This window comes from Pseudacidovorax sp. 1753 (assembly GCF_040544975.1).
Classification (GTDB): Bacteria; Pseudomonadota; Gammaproteobacteria; order Burkholderiales; family Burkholderiaceae_C; genus Xenophilus.
On the sequence record NZ_JBEPKY010000009.1, the window covers coordinates 191339 to 205578 of the forward strand.

Below are 14240 nucleotides of genomic sequence, written 5' to 3' on the forward strand. Positions count from 1 at the left end.
TCTCCTCCCGCTCAGGCGTTGGCGTTGCCGTCTTCGCCGATCAACAGGCGCGTTTCCGACAGGTACCTGTGCGGCGGAACGGGCAGGTTGTCGGGCGCGGGCTTGTTCTTGAACACGCGGCCGGCCAGATCGAAGGTCGAGCCGTGGCAAGGGCAGAGGAAACCGCCCTGCCAGTCGTCGGGCAGCGAGGGCTGAGGACCCGCCTGCAGCTTGTCGGTGGGCGAGCAGCCCAGGTGGGTGCAGATGCCGACCACGACCAGCACCTCCGGCTTGATCGAGCGGTTCTCGTTCTGGGCGTACTTGGGCGTGAATTCGGACGGATTGCGCTTGGACAGCGGATCGGCGAGCAGCGGATCCAGCTTGGGCAGCTCCGCGATCTGCGTGGGCGAGCGCTTGAGGATCCAGACGGGCTTGCCACGCCATTCGACCGTGATCTTTTCGCCGACCTGCAGGCCGCCGATGTCGACCTCGACCGGCGCGCCGGCCGCCTTGGCTTTTTCGGACGGCTGGAAGGTGCTCACGAAGGGAATCGCTGTGGCAACCCCACCCACAGCGCCGGCACAGCCGGATGCAATCAGCCAGGTCCGCTTGCTGGCGTCGACCCGTTTCGGGCCGACCGGGATATCACTCATGGGGGTTCCTCGATGTACTTGTGGGCTGTGCCGGGTCAACAAACAATTTTAGCGGAGGGGTTTTCGCTGCTTCAACGCGGGACACCCCCGATATCCAAGCCGTCGCGGCCGTCCGCCAAGAGGCAGGAAAAGGCCCGACAACCGCGGATCGGAGCCATCATGCCGTCGGGCTCGACGCCCGTCCGACTCTCTATACTTTCCCCTAAAGTGTTAACACACATGGGAAAGGAGAAACTTTTCATGAGCTTTTTCAGCGAGTTCCGCGAATTTGCGGTCAAGGGCAATGTGGTCGATCTGGCCGTGGGCGTGATCATCGGCGGCGCATTCGGAAAGATCGTCGATTCGCTGGTCGGCGACGTGATCATGCCGCTGGTGGGGCTGGTCTTCGGCCGACTCGATTTCTCCAACCTCTACGTCGTGCTCGGCACGATACCTGCGGGCGTGACCAATACCTTGGCCGATCTCAAGAAAGCCGGTGTTCCCGTCCTGGCCTACGGCAACTTCCTGACGATCGTCGTCAACTTCGTGATCCTGGCCTTCGTGATCTTCATGATGGTCAAGCAGATCAACAGGCTGCGCCGCGAAAAGGCGGAACCGGCCGCCGCCGCGCCTGCCGCGCCGCCGGAAGACATCGTGCTGCTGCGCGAGATCCGCGACAGCCTCGCACGCCGCTGAACATCCACCCGCCCCTGCGCGCCGTGCGGCGCCGGGGCCGTCGGCGCAGTACGCCGTTCGCCGGCAGCCCGCTCAACAGCCGGCCAGGCTTCGCGCCATCCGCACGGCGGCGATCAGGCTGTCGGCCTTCGCGACGCCCTGGCCTGCGATGTCGAAGGCGGTGCCGTGGTCTGGGCTGGTTCGCACGAAGGGCAGGCCCAGCGTCACGTTGACGCCGGTCTCCACGCCGAGGTACTTCACCGGGATGAGCCCCTGGTCGTGGTACATCGCGATCACGGCGTCGAATTCGACTGCGGCCTGGCCCGGCTGGCGTCGAGCCCGCATGAACACCGTGTCCGGCGCGAAGGGGCCGAAGGCCTCGATGCCCTCGGCGCGCGCGTCGGCCACCGCCGGGGCGATCCGCTCGATTTCCTCCCGGCCGAACAGGCCGCCCTCCCCGGCGTGCGGATTGAGTCCCGCCACGGCGATGCGTGGCACGCGGCCCAGCATGCGGGCCAGCGAGGCATGCGTGATGCGCAGCGTCTGCAGCACGCCGCCGCGGCTCAGGCGATCGATGGCCTCCCGCAGCGACACATGGATGCTGACCAGCACGGTGCGCAGTTCGTCGTTGGCCAGCATCATCCGCACCGGAACCTCCTCGATGCCCACGCCCCGGAAGGCCGCGGCCTCGGCCTGGAGCAGTTCGGTGTGGCCCGGAAAACCGTAGCCGGCCGCAGACAACGCCTCCTTGTGCAGGGGGGCCGTCACCATGGCCGCGATCTCCCGGCGCAGCGCGGCGCGCGCTGCCCATTCGACGGCAGTGCCCGCGCTGCGGCCCGCTTCGGCCGTGATGCGGCCATAGTCTGGCGGCACCAGCGATGCGCCGACCTGCAGCACGGGAATGCATCGAGGCGGCATGGCCCACGCGTCGGCCGGCCGCTCGATCTGCGCGACGGGCCAGGCCAGGCCCTGCGGACCGGCCATCAATCGGGCAGCACGGCGCATCACGGCGACATCGCCGGCGACGAAGCAATGCCGCAGCGCATCCGGCGCCTCCTGCCAGGCACGCACGATGATCTCCGGACCGACGCCCGCCGGGTCTCCCTGGGTAAGCGCCAGGACGGAAGAAGCATCGGGGGCACGCATGGCGAACGGCTCAGGCAGGGTTGTCGATGTCGATGAACTCATGCGCCAGTCCGAATTGCGCCGCGACATGCGCGGCAACGGCGGGGGCGCCGTAGCGCTCGGTGGCATGGTGACCGCAGGCAAGGAAAGCCACGCCCGACTCCCGGGCGTAGTGCGCCTGGGGCTCGGAGATCTCGCCGGTGATGAAGGCATCGGCCCCGGCGGCGATGGCCGCCTCGAAGAAGCCCTGCGCGCCGCCCGTGCACCACGCGATGCGCTGCAACGGCCGGCCGTCGCCGGGAATGGCGGTGACGCGCCGCTCCAGCCGTGCCTCGATGTGCAGGGCCAGTTGCTGCGCGCTCTCGAACTGCAGCCCCGCGCCCGGCGCGCCGAGCCAGCCCAGATCCTGGTCGCCGAATCGCTGATGCTGGGGGACGAGCCCCAGTTGCCTGCCCAACTGCGCGTTGTTTCCCAATTCGGCATGGGCGTCCAGCGGCAGGTGATAGGCAAAGAGATTGACGTCATGGCCGATCAGCAGGCCGAGCCGCTGGCGCATCCAGCCGGTCACCCGCCCGTCCTGGCCGCGCCAGAACAGGCCGTGGTGGACGAACAAGGCGTCCGCACCTGCCGCGATGCCCGCCTCGATGAAGGCGCGGCTGGCAGTCACGCCGGAGACGATCTTGCGGATCTCGCCCCGCCCTTCCACCTGCAGGCCGTTGGGCCCGTAGTCCTTGAACCGTTCGGGCGACAGCAGCTCGTCGAAGGCGTGCAGCAGGGCGGATCGCGTGATGCTCATGCGCGCATTGTCGCGGGCCGCATGGCATGGCCGCGCGCGGCCAGCGGCAACCAGGCCAGCACGAAGCCCAGCAGCGCGAGCGCACCGACATAGTGGGCGGGCGCCATCAGGTCGCGCTGCAGCCAGAGCGTCAAGATCACGGGCGTCAGCCCGCCGAAGATGGCGTACGACATGTTGTAGGCAAACGACAGGCCGGAGAAGCGCACCGGCGCCGGAAAGGCGCGCACCCCGGCGATCGGCACCGTCGCGATGGTGCCCACGAACAGGCCGACCAGCCCGTAGTGCCAGAAGAGCGAGGCGGTGGTGCCCGGCAGGCCGGTGTAGAAGAGATAGGCCGTAATGAACAGACCGGCCCAGCCGACCAGCATGGTCGGCCTGGTGCCGAAGCGGTCGCAGGCCCAGCCGACGATCACACAGCCCAGCGTCAGCGTCAGCGTGGCCAGGGCGTTGGCCTCCAGCGCGATGGCCGCAGGAATGTGGTGCACCTTCTGCAGGTAGGTGGGCGTGTACAGCACCACCACCACGATGGCGGCGGACAGCACCCAGGTCAGCAGTGCCACGAAGAAGACGGGGCCGCGGTGGTCGCGCACGATCGTCTTGAGGGGCAGTTCGGCCGCCACATTGCGCCGCTGGGCCAGTTCCTGGAACACCGGCGTCTCGTGCAGGAAGCGCCGCAGGTACACCGACACCAGGCCGAACACGCCACCCAGGATGAAGGGAATGCGCCAAGCGAAGTCGCTCACCTCCGCCGGAACGTAGTGGGTGTTGATGGCCACGGCCACCAGAGACCCGAGCAGGATGCCGCCAGTGATGCCGGCCGTGAGCGTGCCCACGCCCAGCCCGTAGCGCTGGGCCGGCACATGCTCGCCGATGAAGACCCAGGCGCCCGGCATCTCACCGCCGATCGCGGCGCCCTGCAGCACACGCATGAGCAGCAACAGCAACGGGGCGGCCACACCGATCGCCGCATAGGTGGGCAGCAGGCCGATCACCAGCGTCGGCACCGCCATCAGAAATATCGACAGCGAGAACATCCGCTTGCGGCCAAGCAGGTCGCCGAAATGCGCGATGACGATGCCACCCAAAGGCCGGGCCAGGTAGCCCGCCGCGAAGATGCCGAAGGTCTGCAGCTGGCGCAGCCAATCGGGCATCTCCGCCGGGAAGAACAGCGCCCCGATGACGGTGGCGAAGAAGACGTAGATGACGAAGTCGTAGAACTCGAGCGTGCCGCCCAGCGCCGAGAGGGCGAGCGTCTTGTAGTCGCGCGCGGTAAGCGCGCGCGGATCGGCGGAGGGAAATGCAGAGGACATGGCAGAGCGAAGCAGCGGAGACGGCCGCCGGCCGGCGCGCCCGACACGGGGCGGGAGATGAGAAACAGCGAGGGCATGGACAGGCGCGAGACGCAGACAACCGGATGGGTTGCGCGGGCCACTGTCGCGGGCGACCGGGTTGGACGCGACCCAACATTTTAGGATTCACCCCCAGCATCGAGCCGCAACGGGGTCTTGTCCGACGCTGAATCAAAAGTCGGCTCCAGCCGTTGGGAGACAATTCCCGGCCCTGCGGAACCCTCCGCCTTTCTCTGCCACTGCACCCCTCCTCTCCCCTCATGAAGCGCATCTGGCTGCTTTTTGCCCAGGCCGTGACCGTCCTGCTCGCGGGCTATTTCGTCGTCGCCACCCTCAAGCCCGAATGGGTCCGGCGGGGCAGCACCTCTCTGGGTGGGGTCGTCTCCATCATCGAGGCCCCCGCCTCGGCGCCGCCCGCGCCGGCCCCAGGCAGCTTTGCCGCAGCCGCGCAGAAAGCGGCGCCTGCGGTCGTCAGCATCAACACCAGCAAGGCGGCGCCGCGGCATCCGCGCTCGAACGACCCCTGGTTCCGCTTCTTCTTCGGCGACCAGGGCAACGAACAGCCCCAAGTCGGCCTGGGCAGCGGCGTGATCGTCAGCGCGGACGGCTACATCCTGACCAACAACCATGTGGTCGAGGGCGCCGACGAGATCGAGGTCACCCTGAACGACGGCCGGCACGCGAGCGGCCGCCTGATCGGCACCGACCCCGACACCGACCTGGCGGTCATCCGCATCGCGCTGGACAAGCTGCCGGTGATCGTGCTCGGCAACTCGGATGCGCTCCTCGTGGGCGACCAGGTGCTGGCCATCGGCAATCCCTTCGGCGTCGGACAGACGGTGACCAGCGGCATCGTTTCGGCACTGGGCCGCAACCAGCTCGGCATCAACACCTTCGAGAACTTCATCCAGACGGATGCCGCCATCAACCCCGGCAACTCCGGCGGCGCGCTGATCGACACCGAGGGCAATCTGCAGGGCATCAACACCGCCATCTATTCGCGCTCGGGCGGCAGCATGGGCATCGGCTTCGCCATTCCCGTGTCCACGGCCAAGCAGGTGCTCGAGGGCATCGTGAAGGATGGCCGCGTCACCCGCGGATGGATCGGCGTGGAGCCCGCCACGCTCACGCCCGAGATGGCCGAGACCTTCGGCGTCAAGGCGACCCAGGGCGTGATCATCACCGGCGTGCTGCAGAACGCGCCCGCTGCGCAGGCCGGCATCCGGCCGGGCGACGTGATCACCGGTGTGGGCGACAAGGCCATCGGCAACGTGCAGGAACTGCTGACCGCCGTGGCCGGGCTCAAGCCGGGCACGGCCAGCCGCTTCCAGGTTCAGCGCGGCAACGACCGGATCGAGGTCGACGTCACCGCCGGAACAAGGCCGGCCACGCCGGTGCGGCGGCGCCAGGCCGAGTAGCGCAGGCAAATCCTGGCCAGACGATTGGGCCTCCGCGCATGCGCGGAGGCCCTTGGGGTCGCCTGCGCGAGAAACGCGCTCCTCGCCTAGACAACAGCCGTGCGCGCCAGGTCCGCGCTTGCTTACTTTACTGTCCCGCCGACTTCGCTTCTTCGCTCGCGGCCTCGGTCTCTTCGGGCGCCCGCGTGGCGTTGGAGAAGTACCGCGCGGCGACGATGCCGATTTCGTACAGCACGCACATTGGCACGGCCAGCGCCAATTGCGAGATGACGTCGGGCGGCGTGACCACCGCGGCCACCACGAAAGACAGCACGATGAAGTAGCCACGGAAGCTGCGCAGCTTCTCGATGGTCACCATCTCGAACCGCACCAGCAGCATCACCACGATCGGCACCTGGAACGCGAGGCCGAAGGCGATGTACAGCGAAAGGATGGACTCCACGTACGAAGAAATGTCGGGCGTGGCCGCGACCGAGGCCGGTGTGAAGCGCTGGATGAAGGCGAACATCTTGTCCAGCACGAAGAACTGCACGAAGGCGATGCCCGCATAGGCCAGGAAGCTGCCAAAGATGATCAGCGGCAGGGCAAAGCGCTTCTCATGGCTGTAGAGGCCCGGCGCCACAAAGGCCCAGACCTGATACATGAGCCAAGGCAGCGCCAGCAGCACGGCTGCCATGGCCAGCACCTTCAGCGGCACGAAGAAGGGCGAGAACACACCAACGGCGATCAGCTTAGCATCGGGCGGCATGTGCGCCTTGATGGGCATGGCGATCCAGTCGATCAGGCCTCCGGGCCCCGGCCAGAGCGCCAGCAATGCCGCCGCCAGTGCGATGCCGTAGATGCAGTAGAGGAGCCGGTCGCGCAGCTCCGTCAGGTGGGCAACGAATGGCTGCTCCGTGCCTGCAAGCTCGTCTTCTTTGTCGTGGGAGGGAGATTCAGCCATCAGAGGTCACCGCGTGGCCGGATTCGGGCGCACAAATGAACGGAAAGGAAAAAAGCCGCGGAGCCAGGATGTACCGTGCAGGCTTCCGCGGCTCAGGCGCCGGGCCGTGGCCGATGACGGGCCACGCGAGCGGCTCCGGACTGCGCGCGGGTGCGAACCTTGTTGCGCGCCTTGTACCAGGTTGGAACGGCGCCCTGCTTGAGGCGCCAGTTCTTCTTCGGATGGCGGTAGACGGGGTAGACCGGCGCCGCCTCGTAAGAGGTGGCCGGCGTGACGGTGTCCAGGCCGGAGAGGTCGTTGTGCACGTCCTGCGCGCCGTCGCGGATGCTCTGCTCCACGTCGCGCGCCGCGCCTTCGACGCTGTCCTTCATCTTGCGCAGCTCATCCAGCTCCATGGAGCGGTTGACCTCCGCCTTGACGTCGTTGACGTAGCGCTGCGCCTTGCCGAGCAGCGTGCCGACCGTCCGCGCCACGCGCGGCAGCTTCTCGGGGCCGATCACGACCAGTGCAACGGCGCCGATCAGCGCCATCTTCGAAATGCCCAGATCGATCACCGGCGTGCCCCTCGCTCAGGAATTGCGCGCAGCACTCAGGACTTCTGACGCGCCTCGACGTCGATGGTGGACTTGTCGGCCGAGGGCTGGCCGGTCACCTGCTGCGTGGGCGTCCCTGCGGCGGGGGCGTCGGACGATCCGTCCTTCATACCGTCCTTGAAGCCCTTGACGGCGCCGCCGAGGTCCGAACCGATGTTCTTCAGCTTCTTGGTGCCGAAGACCATGACCACGATGAGCAGCACGATCAGCCAGTGCCAGATGGAAAACGAACCCATGGAAGACTCCTAACAATGTTCAAATTTTAGACTGCGGACGGGCTCAGCCCTTGAGCCAGGGACGCGGACCGCCCATGACGTGGACATGGAGATGGTGCACCTCCTGCCCGCCTTCCTTGCCGGTGTTCACCACCACGCGGAAGCCACCCTCGGGATAGGCGCCACAACCCTGCTCCAGGGCCAGACGGGGCGCCAGAGTCATGATGCGGCCCATCAACGACTCGTCCTCGGACGTGAGGTGCGCCATCGAAGCGATGTGCCGCTTCGGCACGATCAGGAAATGCACAGGCGCCCACGGCGCGATGTCGTGGAAAGCATACAGGTCGTCGTCTTCGTACACCTTCCGCGAAGGAATCTTTCCTTCGACGATCTTGCAGAAGATGCAGTCGGGCTCAGCCATTCGATTGGGTCTTTTAGGGGAGGGGAACGCAGAAAGGTGAGCTGGCGGTCACGCGGCAGCCGCAGTGTCCATGGGGCGCCCGGCATTCATCCGGACCATGCCCTTGACGATGCGGTACAGGAACCACAGCGAGATCAGGCTCCAGGCGATCCATCCGGGCACGAGAAAGAGCAGCCAGAGCCACGAGGTCAGAACGTAGAGCAGTCCCGCCCACAGCACCGACCGGATGCGCCACGTGAAGTGCGAGGCCTGCCAGGTGCCGGCCGCATCGTCGCGTTTGACAAAGTCGATCAGCAGGGCAATGAGCAACAGCAGCACCGACACCTGGGCGCCCGGCACCACGGCCGCGATGGCCACGATGAGGTGCAGCACATAGCTCACCCAGCCCACGGCGCGCAGCGAATCGCTGCCGCCCACGTCGATGATGTCCTTGCTCATAGCTTCCTCCAGCTGGATGTCGAAGCGCCTGCGGCGCGGGCCGAGGCGTCAATCACCCGCCGCCTCGCGGGCCTGCGCCTTGCGCAGGGCCTTTTCCTCGATGCCGCTCATCCCTTCGCGGCGCGCCAGTTCGGCCGCCACGTCCCGGGGCGAGAGCCCGTAATGGGCCAGCGCCACCATGCAGTGGAACCACAGGTCGGCCACTTCGTTCACTATTTTTTCCCGCGGTGCGCCGTGGTCGGCGTCCTTGCAGGCCATGACCACCTCCGTGGCCTCTTCGCCCACCTTCTTGAGAAAGCCATCGGGGCCCTTGTGAAGCAGTCGGGCGACATAGCTGGTGCTCGGATCGCCGCCCGCGGCGGGCCGGCGGCTGTCGATCACCGCGGCAAGGCGCTCCAGGATGTCGAGCGTCGGGGAGGCAGGCATCGGGTCGGAGGAATCGGAAACAGTCATTTGTAGATCGAGGTCGGGTCCTTCAACACCGGTTCGACGGCCACCCACCGCCCATCAGAATACTTTTGGAAGAAACAACTATGACGGCCGGTGTGACAGGCAATGCCGGGATCATGCCCTTCCTGCGTCACCGACAGCAGGACGACGTCGTTGTCGCAGTCCAGCCGCACCTCATGCACCCGCTGGATGTGGCCGGACTCTTCGCCCTTGAACCAGAGCCTGCCGCGCGAGCGGCTGAAATACACGGCGCGCCCCAACTCCACGGTCTTGGCAAGGGCCTCGCGGTTCATCCAGGCAAACATCAGGATGTCCTTGGAACCGTGTTCCTGGGCGATCACGGGCACCAGCCCCGCGGCGTCCCAGCTCACTTCATCGATCCATGTGGTCATGGGGACAGATTGTTACCCAGCTGCACTGCAACAAAAAATGGCCTTCCGCGGCCACGGCCGTTAAACTTCGGGAAACATTTTGGGTCAGGTGCGCCTTGGGCGCGGCTGGCATATTGGCCACACAGGCTTTTTGGGGAAGTGCCATGAACTTTGCTCGTTTCGTTTCGATGGTCGCTGCGGCCGCCCTGGTGTCCGCACCCATGATCGCCTCTGCCCAGACGCCTCCTCCGCCGTCTTCGACGCCCGCCGAGGCGACGCCCGGCGCTGGCGGTGGGGCAGGTGGCGCCGGTGGCGCAGCCGGCGGCGGGACCGCTGGTGCGGCCGGCGCTACGGGCGCGGCTGCAGGTGGCCTGGGCGCTGCGGGTCTCGCCGTGGCTGGCCTGGCTGGCGCCTTGGCCATTGGCGCAGCGGCCGGCGGCGGCAGCGACGGCGGTAACGCCGGTGTCTTCCCCGGCACCGGCACCACTGGCACGACGGGCACCACCGGTACCACGAGCCGGTGAGCCCCGGCACCCTTCGTGGCCGAGGGGTGCGCTCTTCCACGCGGCGGCAGCCTTCGATGCATCTCCATCTGAGGCTGCTTTGTTGCGTTCTGGCAACGGCGTTGGTGGGAGGCTGCAGTACCGGCAGTGCAGCGCTGGGCGACAGTGCCCGGCTTTTGTATGACCGCACGGCCGGCGGCATCCGGGACCAACAGCCTGCCGTCTTCAACCCGGCCTTTCGCTACCTGCGCGTGACGCATGCCGGCACCGCCGTCTACATGGTGCTGGGCTACCTCGATCCCACGCCGCAAGGCTTGGTCGAGGTGTGGTACAGCGGCGACGGCGAAGTCGTCCGCCTCCTGGATGGCCGGGTCGTCGGCACCACCGGGTTGAATCCGGACTGGCGGCGCGCCCAGGTGGAGCGGCTCCCGCTCTGGCCGGCAGGGGCGCAGGCACAGACCGCCGGCAGCTATCTGCGTGTGCGCGACGTCATGCCGGGCTACCACTCGAACATCCGCGAAACCGTGCGCGTTACGCCGCTGGCAAGCTACACGCCCGCAGCCCTGCAGGGCGCGCGTGCCGCTTCGCTGAAGTGGTTCGAAGAACAAGTCACCGAATCAACATCCCCCGGCCCTATGCTGCCTCCCGCCAGATTCGGGATTGCCATGACGGCGAACGGTTCGCCGTCCGTCGTGTACTCGGAGCAATGTCTGAGTGCCGAGGCCTGCTACACCTTCGAGCGGTGGAGCGCGCCCTCAGCGACAGCCACGCCGACATCTGCCGGCTCATGAAGACGCGCGAACGCACTTTCCGCCTCCATCCCCTCAGGATCCATCTGCTTGCCGCGTTCGGGCTCGGCGCCGCTGTGGCGGCGCAGGCGCAGCCCTTGGCGCCTCCGGCCGAGGATCCTGCGCCCCTGCCCACTCTGGAAGGCGAACGGCTGAGCCACTGGCTGCTGCGCCAGTCGCCCCAGCCTGCCGATCCGGCGTTGGCCTGGCTGGTGCCGCAGGAGAAGCTGCCGCAGCAATACCTGCGCAACGTCCTGCTGGTCCACCTGGAGCGCTCCGCCGCCCAGCTCTCGGGGCAGGACCGGGAGATCCGCCAGCGCCTGCTGGCCTGGCTGCACAGCCTGCCGGCCACGGGCCGGGTAGCGCTGAGCATCACCGACCCACGCTGGCTCGAAGTGAATCCGGGACAGGACCCGGTGGCGCGCGACCGCGCCCGCTTTGCGCTGCCCACGGGCCGCACGGCCGATGTGGTGGTCGTCCAGCCGGATGGCACGCTTTGCCATGTGCCCCACGCCAGCGGCCGCTGGGTGGGCGATTACCTGCAGGCCTGTGGACGGCTGGGTGCCACGGACTGGGCCTGGCTGGCGCAGCCCGACGGGCGCACCACCCGCATCGGCATCGCGGGCTGGAATGCGGAAGCGGGCGTGGAGCCGACGCCCGGTGCCTGGCTCTGGGCCCCTCCGCGCACAATGGCCGACCTGGTCGCTGCGTCTGAAGGGCTCATCAAGTTCCTGGCCACTCAGGGACCGGCCCCCGCGCGGCAGGGCCCCATGGTGCCGCCCGCCGGTATCTCAAGACCATCGACCGCCTTCGTCGCCGACGGCAACCTGCCCGCGGTGGCGAGCGCCCTGCCCCGCCCGCTGGACGTCAGCGCCAACGACTGGGGCGAGACCGGCCTGCTGCAGACGCCCACCGCACGCATGGCGTCTGCGGGCGAGATCCGCGCGTCGTACAGCTCCGTCTGGCCCTACAGCCGGCTGAACATCATGTTCCAGCCCTTCGACTGGATGGAGGCGGGCTTCCGCTACACGAGCATCTCCAACCGCGAATACGGCCCCAACATCAGCACGTTGAGCTACAAGGACAAGAGCATCGACGTCAAGTTCAGGCTCATGCGTGAATCGACGTACCTGCCCGAGGTGTCGCTCGGTTTCCGGGACATCGGCGGCACGGGCCTGTTCTCCAGCGAATACCTGGTCGGCAACAAGCGCTGGGGCGACCTGGATTTCAGCCTGGGCATCGGCTGGGGCTACCTGGGTGCGAGTGGCAACATAAAAAATCCCTTTACCTTACTTAGCGACCGCTTCAAGACTAGGCCTGCAGCTACTTCAGACGTAAACCAGGCCGGCTCAGCCAACTTCAGCAGCTACTTCCGCGGCCCGGCAGCCCTCTTTGGCGGCATTCAATGGCGCACACCCTGGGATCCACTGACACTCAAGATCGAGTACGACGGCAATAACTATCAAAACGACCCTCTGAACAACGCGCTGCCGCGCCGCTCCCCCATCAACGTGGGACTGGCCTACAAGCTCAACAAGAACGTCACCCTCGCCGCCGGCTTCGAGCGGGGCGACAAGTTCATGATCGGCCTCACCCTGTCCGGCAACGCGGCGGCAGCCCAGACGCCCAAGCTGCTGGACCCACCGCTGCCCCGCTTCATGCCCGAGGCCCCGGCCAAGCCCCCCGGCTGGGCGAGCACGGCCGAGCAGGTCGAGGCGCAGACGGGCTGGCGCGTGCTGCGCATCGCGCCCAAGGACGACGTGCTGCACCTTTGGGTGAGCGACAGCGATGCCGTCTACCGGGAGGTGCGCTCGGACCGCGCCGTGGCCGTGCTGCATCACAGCGCGCCAGCGGGGATCCGCACCTTCGTCATCCATTACGAAGAGCGCGGCATCGCGATCCAGGCCCAGGCCTTCCAGCGCGAGGAGTGGGTCGCGGCGCATGCGCAGCCCCTGCCGCCGCACCTGGCGCGCGACGTGACGCAGCGCGACTACGCGCCGGTGCCGGACGAACCCACCGAGGCACAGTTGCCCCCCGCCACGGGCTCGGGCGGCCCTGCCGAGACGGCCACGGCCTGGGAGCGGCCCGCGGACCGCTTCAACTTCAGCATCTCGCCGAACTTCAGCCAGGTGGTGGGCGGCCCCAACAACTTCGCGCTCGTCGAACTGGGCGCGAAGGCCAATGCCCAGTACCGCTTCACGCAACAGACCTGGCTGCAGGGCCAGGTCAACCTGCGGCTGGCCGACAACTACGGCAGCTTCACCTACGACGCGCCCAGCAACCTGCCCCGCGTGCGCACGGACCAGCGGCTCTACCTGACGACCAGCCGGGTGACAGTCCCGAACCTGCAGCTGACGCACGTCGGCCAGCTGGCCAGCGACCAGTACTACAGCGTCTATGGCGGCTACCTCGAATCGATGTTCGCGGGCGTGGGCGGCGAATGGCTGTACCGCCCATGGGGCAGCCGCCTGGCCTTCGGCATCGACATCAACCACGTGCGCCAGCGCGAGTACGCACAGCACTTCTCGCTGCGCGATTACCAGGTCAACACGGGACATGCGTCGCTGTACTGGAACACCGGCTGGAACGGTGTGCTCGTGCGGCTGAGCGCCGGCCAGTACCTCGCCGGAGACCGTGGCGTGTCGATCGACATCGCCAAGCGCTTCGACAACGGCCTGACCATGGGCGCCTACGCCACCAAGACCAACGTCTCGTCCGCCCAGTTCGGCGAAGGCAGCTTCGACAAGGGCATCTTCATCTCGATCCCGCTGGACGCGCTGCTGCCCCGCTCCAGCCGCTCCGTCATCGGCTTCAACTGGTCGCCGCTGACCCGCGACGGCGGCGCGCGCCTGGGCCGCGCCGTGACGCTGTACGACCTCACCTACGCCCGTGACCCGGATTCGCGCAGCTTCGGCCCGCCCCCCGATACACGCCCGCGTGCGGGAGACAACATTCTCGACTTCGATGTCCAACGCTGAATTCATCGTGCCGGTTAGCATCCGGGCGACCGGCGCGTGCGTAATCCTCGCAGTGCCCGCTGCAGCCGCGCCCCGTGCGCGCTGCGCCCTTTCTCTTTGCGTTCGTCCATGAATTCCCTCCTCGTCCTCTGCGTCGGGAACATCTGCCGCAGCCCCATGGCCGAGGCCCTGTTCGCACAGCAGCTTCCCGGCCTTGCCGTGAGTTCCGCCGGCATCGGCGCGCTCATCGGCCACGGTGCCGATCCCACGGCGCTCGCCCTCATGAGCGAACGTGGCATCGACATCGGCGCGCACCGCGCGCGTCAGGTGAGCCTGGCCATGTGCCAGGAGACCGACCTGATCCTGACCATGGACGATGCGCAGAAGCGCTTCGTCGAACAGAGCTATCCCTTCGTGCGCGGCAAGGTCTACCGGCTCGGCGACGCCGCCCGGCTGAATGTGCCCGACCCGTACAAGCTCGGCCGCGAAGCCTTCGAGAACGCACTGCAGCTGATCGATGCCGGCGTCCAGACGTGGACCGAACGCATCCGCAAACTCTCCTGAAGTCCTCCGCCATTCCGGCAAGC

General features: G+C 67.4%; 17 protein-coding genes. 6 read left to right on the forward strand and 11 right to left on the reverse strand.

Annotation, left to right across the window (positions count from 1 at the left end):
* Positions 1–11: 11 nt before the first annotated feature.
* The gene (gene petA, locus ABIC63_RS13325) at positions 12–632 is read right to left on the reverse strand and encodes a ubiquinol-cytochrome c reductase iron-sulfur subunit (RefSeq protein WP_354320086.1); all 621 of its coding nucleotides are present in this window, start codon (positions 630–632) and stop codon (positions 12–14) included.
* A 240-nt stretch (positions 633–872) separates the two neighbouring features.
* On the opposite strand from petA, the gene mscL reads away from it, so the two are divergent.
* Positions 873–1307 carry a large conductance mechanosensitive channel protein MscL gene (mscL, locus tag ABIC63_RS13330; protein WP_294370502.1) on the forward strand — a complete coding sequence of 145 codons (435 nt, stop codon included), beginning with the start codon at positions 873–875 and terminating at the stop codon, positions 1305–1307.
* A gap of 72 nt (positions 1308–1379) precedes the next feature.
* On the opposite strand, the gene pdxA is transcribed toward mscL, so the two are convergent.
* Genes pdxA through ABIC63_RS13345 form a run of 3 tightly spaced genes read right to left on the reverse strand, consistent with a single transcriptional unit; the run spans position 1380 to position 4517 of the window.
* Positions 1380–2432: a 4-hydroxythreonine-4-phosphate dehydrogenase PdxA gene (gene pdxA, locus ABIC63_RS13335; protein ID WP_354320087.1), complete on the reverse strand. Its 1053-nt coding sequence runs from the start codon at positions 2430–2432 to the stop codon at positions 1380–1382.
* Positions 2433–2442: 10 nt separating this feature from the next.
* Complete coding sequence (locus ABIC63_RS13340) at positions 2443–3207, reverse strand: Nif3-like dinuclear metal center hexameric protein (protein ID WP_294370506.1); 765 nt, start codon at positions 3205–3207, stop codon at positions 2443–2445.
* Entirely contained in the window at positions 3204–4517 is a 1314-nt protein-coding gene (locus ABIC63_RS13345) for an MFS transporter (RefSeq protein WP_354320088.1), read from the reverse strand. Before ABIC63_RS13345 ends, ABIC63_RS13340 begins: the two co-directional genes overlap by 4 nt.
* A gap of 299 nt (positions 4518–4816) precedes the next feature.
* Between ABIC63_RS13345 and ABIC63_RS13350 the strand changes: the two genes are divergently transcribed.
* A complete protein-coding gene (locus ABIC63_RS13350) occupies positions 4817–5974 on the forward strand; it encodes a S1C family serine protease (RefSeq protein ID WP_354320089.1) in 1158 nt (385 codons plus the stop codon).
* A 127-nt stretch (positions 5975–6101) separates the two neighbouring features.
* Here the strand turns inward: ABIC63_RS13350 and tatC are convergent, their stop codons facing one another.
* The 7 genes from tatC to hisI form a co-directional block, all read right to left on the reverse strand.
* A complete protein-coding gene (tatC, locus tag ABIC63_RS13355) occupies positions 6102–6917 on the reverse strand; it encodes a twin-arginine translocase subunit TatC (RefSeq protein ID WP_354320090.1) in 816 nt (271 codons plus the stop codon).
* 92 nt (positions 6918–7009) lie between these two features.
* A complete protein-coding gene (gene tatB / locus ABIC63_RS13360) occupies positions 7010–7471 on the reverse strand; it encodes a Sec-independent protein translocase protein TatB (RefSeq protein ID WP_294370512.1) in 462 nt (153 codons plus the stop codon).
* 35 nt (positions 7472–7506) lie between these two features.
* Complete coding sequence (gene tatA / locus ABIC63_RS13365; protein ID WP_017761020.1) at positions 7507–7746, reverse strand: Sec-independent protein translocase subunit TatA; 240 nt, start codon at positions 7744–7746, stop codon at positions 7507–7509.
* 43 nt (positions 7747–7789) lie between these two features.
* Positions 7790–8146: a histidine triad nucleotide-binding protein gene (locus tag ABIC63_RS13370; protein ID WP_354320091.1), complete on the reverse strand. Its 357-nt coding sequence runs from the start codon at positions 8144–8146 to the stop codon at positions 7790–7792.
* Positions 8147–8194: 48 nt separating this feature from the next.
* Positions 8195–8584: a DUF4870 family protein gene (locus ABIC63_RS13375; RefSeq protein ID WP_234194549.1), complete on the reverse strand. Its 390-nt coding sequence runs from the start codon at positions 8582–8584 to the stop codon at positions 8195–8197.
* A gap of 48 nt (positions 8585–8632) precedes the next feature.
* Positions 8633–9010, reverse strand: coding sequence for a phosphoribosyl-ATP diphosphatase (locus ABIC63_RS13380; protein ID WP_476346733.1), 378 nt, complete (start codon positions 9008–9010; stop codon positions 8633–8635).
* Positions 9011–9033: 23 nt separating this feature from the next.
* On the reverse strand, positions 9034–9426 hold the full coding sequence (gene hisI / locus ABIC63_RS13385) for a phosphoribosyl-AMP cyclohydrolase (protein WP_294370519.1): 393 nt from the start codon (positions 9424–9426) through the stop codon (positions 9034–9036).
* 143 nt (positions 9427–9569) lie between these two features.
* On the opposite strand from hisI, the gene ABIC63_RS13390 reads away from it, so the two are divergent.
* From ABIC63_RS13390 to ABIC63_RS13405, 4 genes are all read left to right on the forward strand, one after another.
* Positions 9570–9929: a hypothetical protein gene (locus ABIC63_RS13390; protein WP_354320092.1), complete on the forward strand. Its 360-nt coding sequence runs from the start codon at positions 9570–9572 to the stop codon at positions 9927–9929.
* Positions 9930–9985: 56 nt separating this feature from the next.
* Complete coding sequence (locus ABIC63_RS13395) at positions 9986–10699, forward strand: YjbF family lipoprotein (RefSeq protein ID WP_294370521.1); 714 nt, start codon at positions 9986–9988, stop codon at positions 10697–10699.
* Entirely contained in the window at positions 10696–13674 is a 2979-nt protein-coding gene (locus ABIC63_RS13400) for a YjbH domain-containing protein (RefSeq protein ID WP_502935872.1), read from the forward strand. Before ABIC63_RS13395 ends, ABIC63_RS13400 begins: the two co-directional genes overlap by 4 nt.
* Positions 13675–13782: 108 nt before the next feature.
* Entirely contained in the window at positions 13783–14217 is a 435-nt protein-coding gene (locus ABIC63_RS13405; RefSeq protein WP_043115070.1) for a low molecular weight protein-tyrosine-phosphatase, read from the forward strand.
* Positions 14218–14240: the final 23 nt, after the last annotated feature.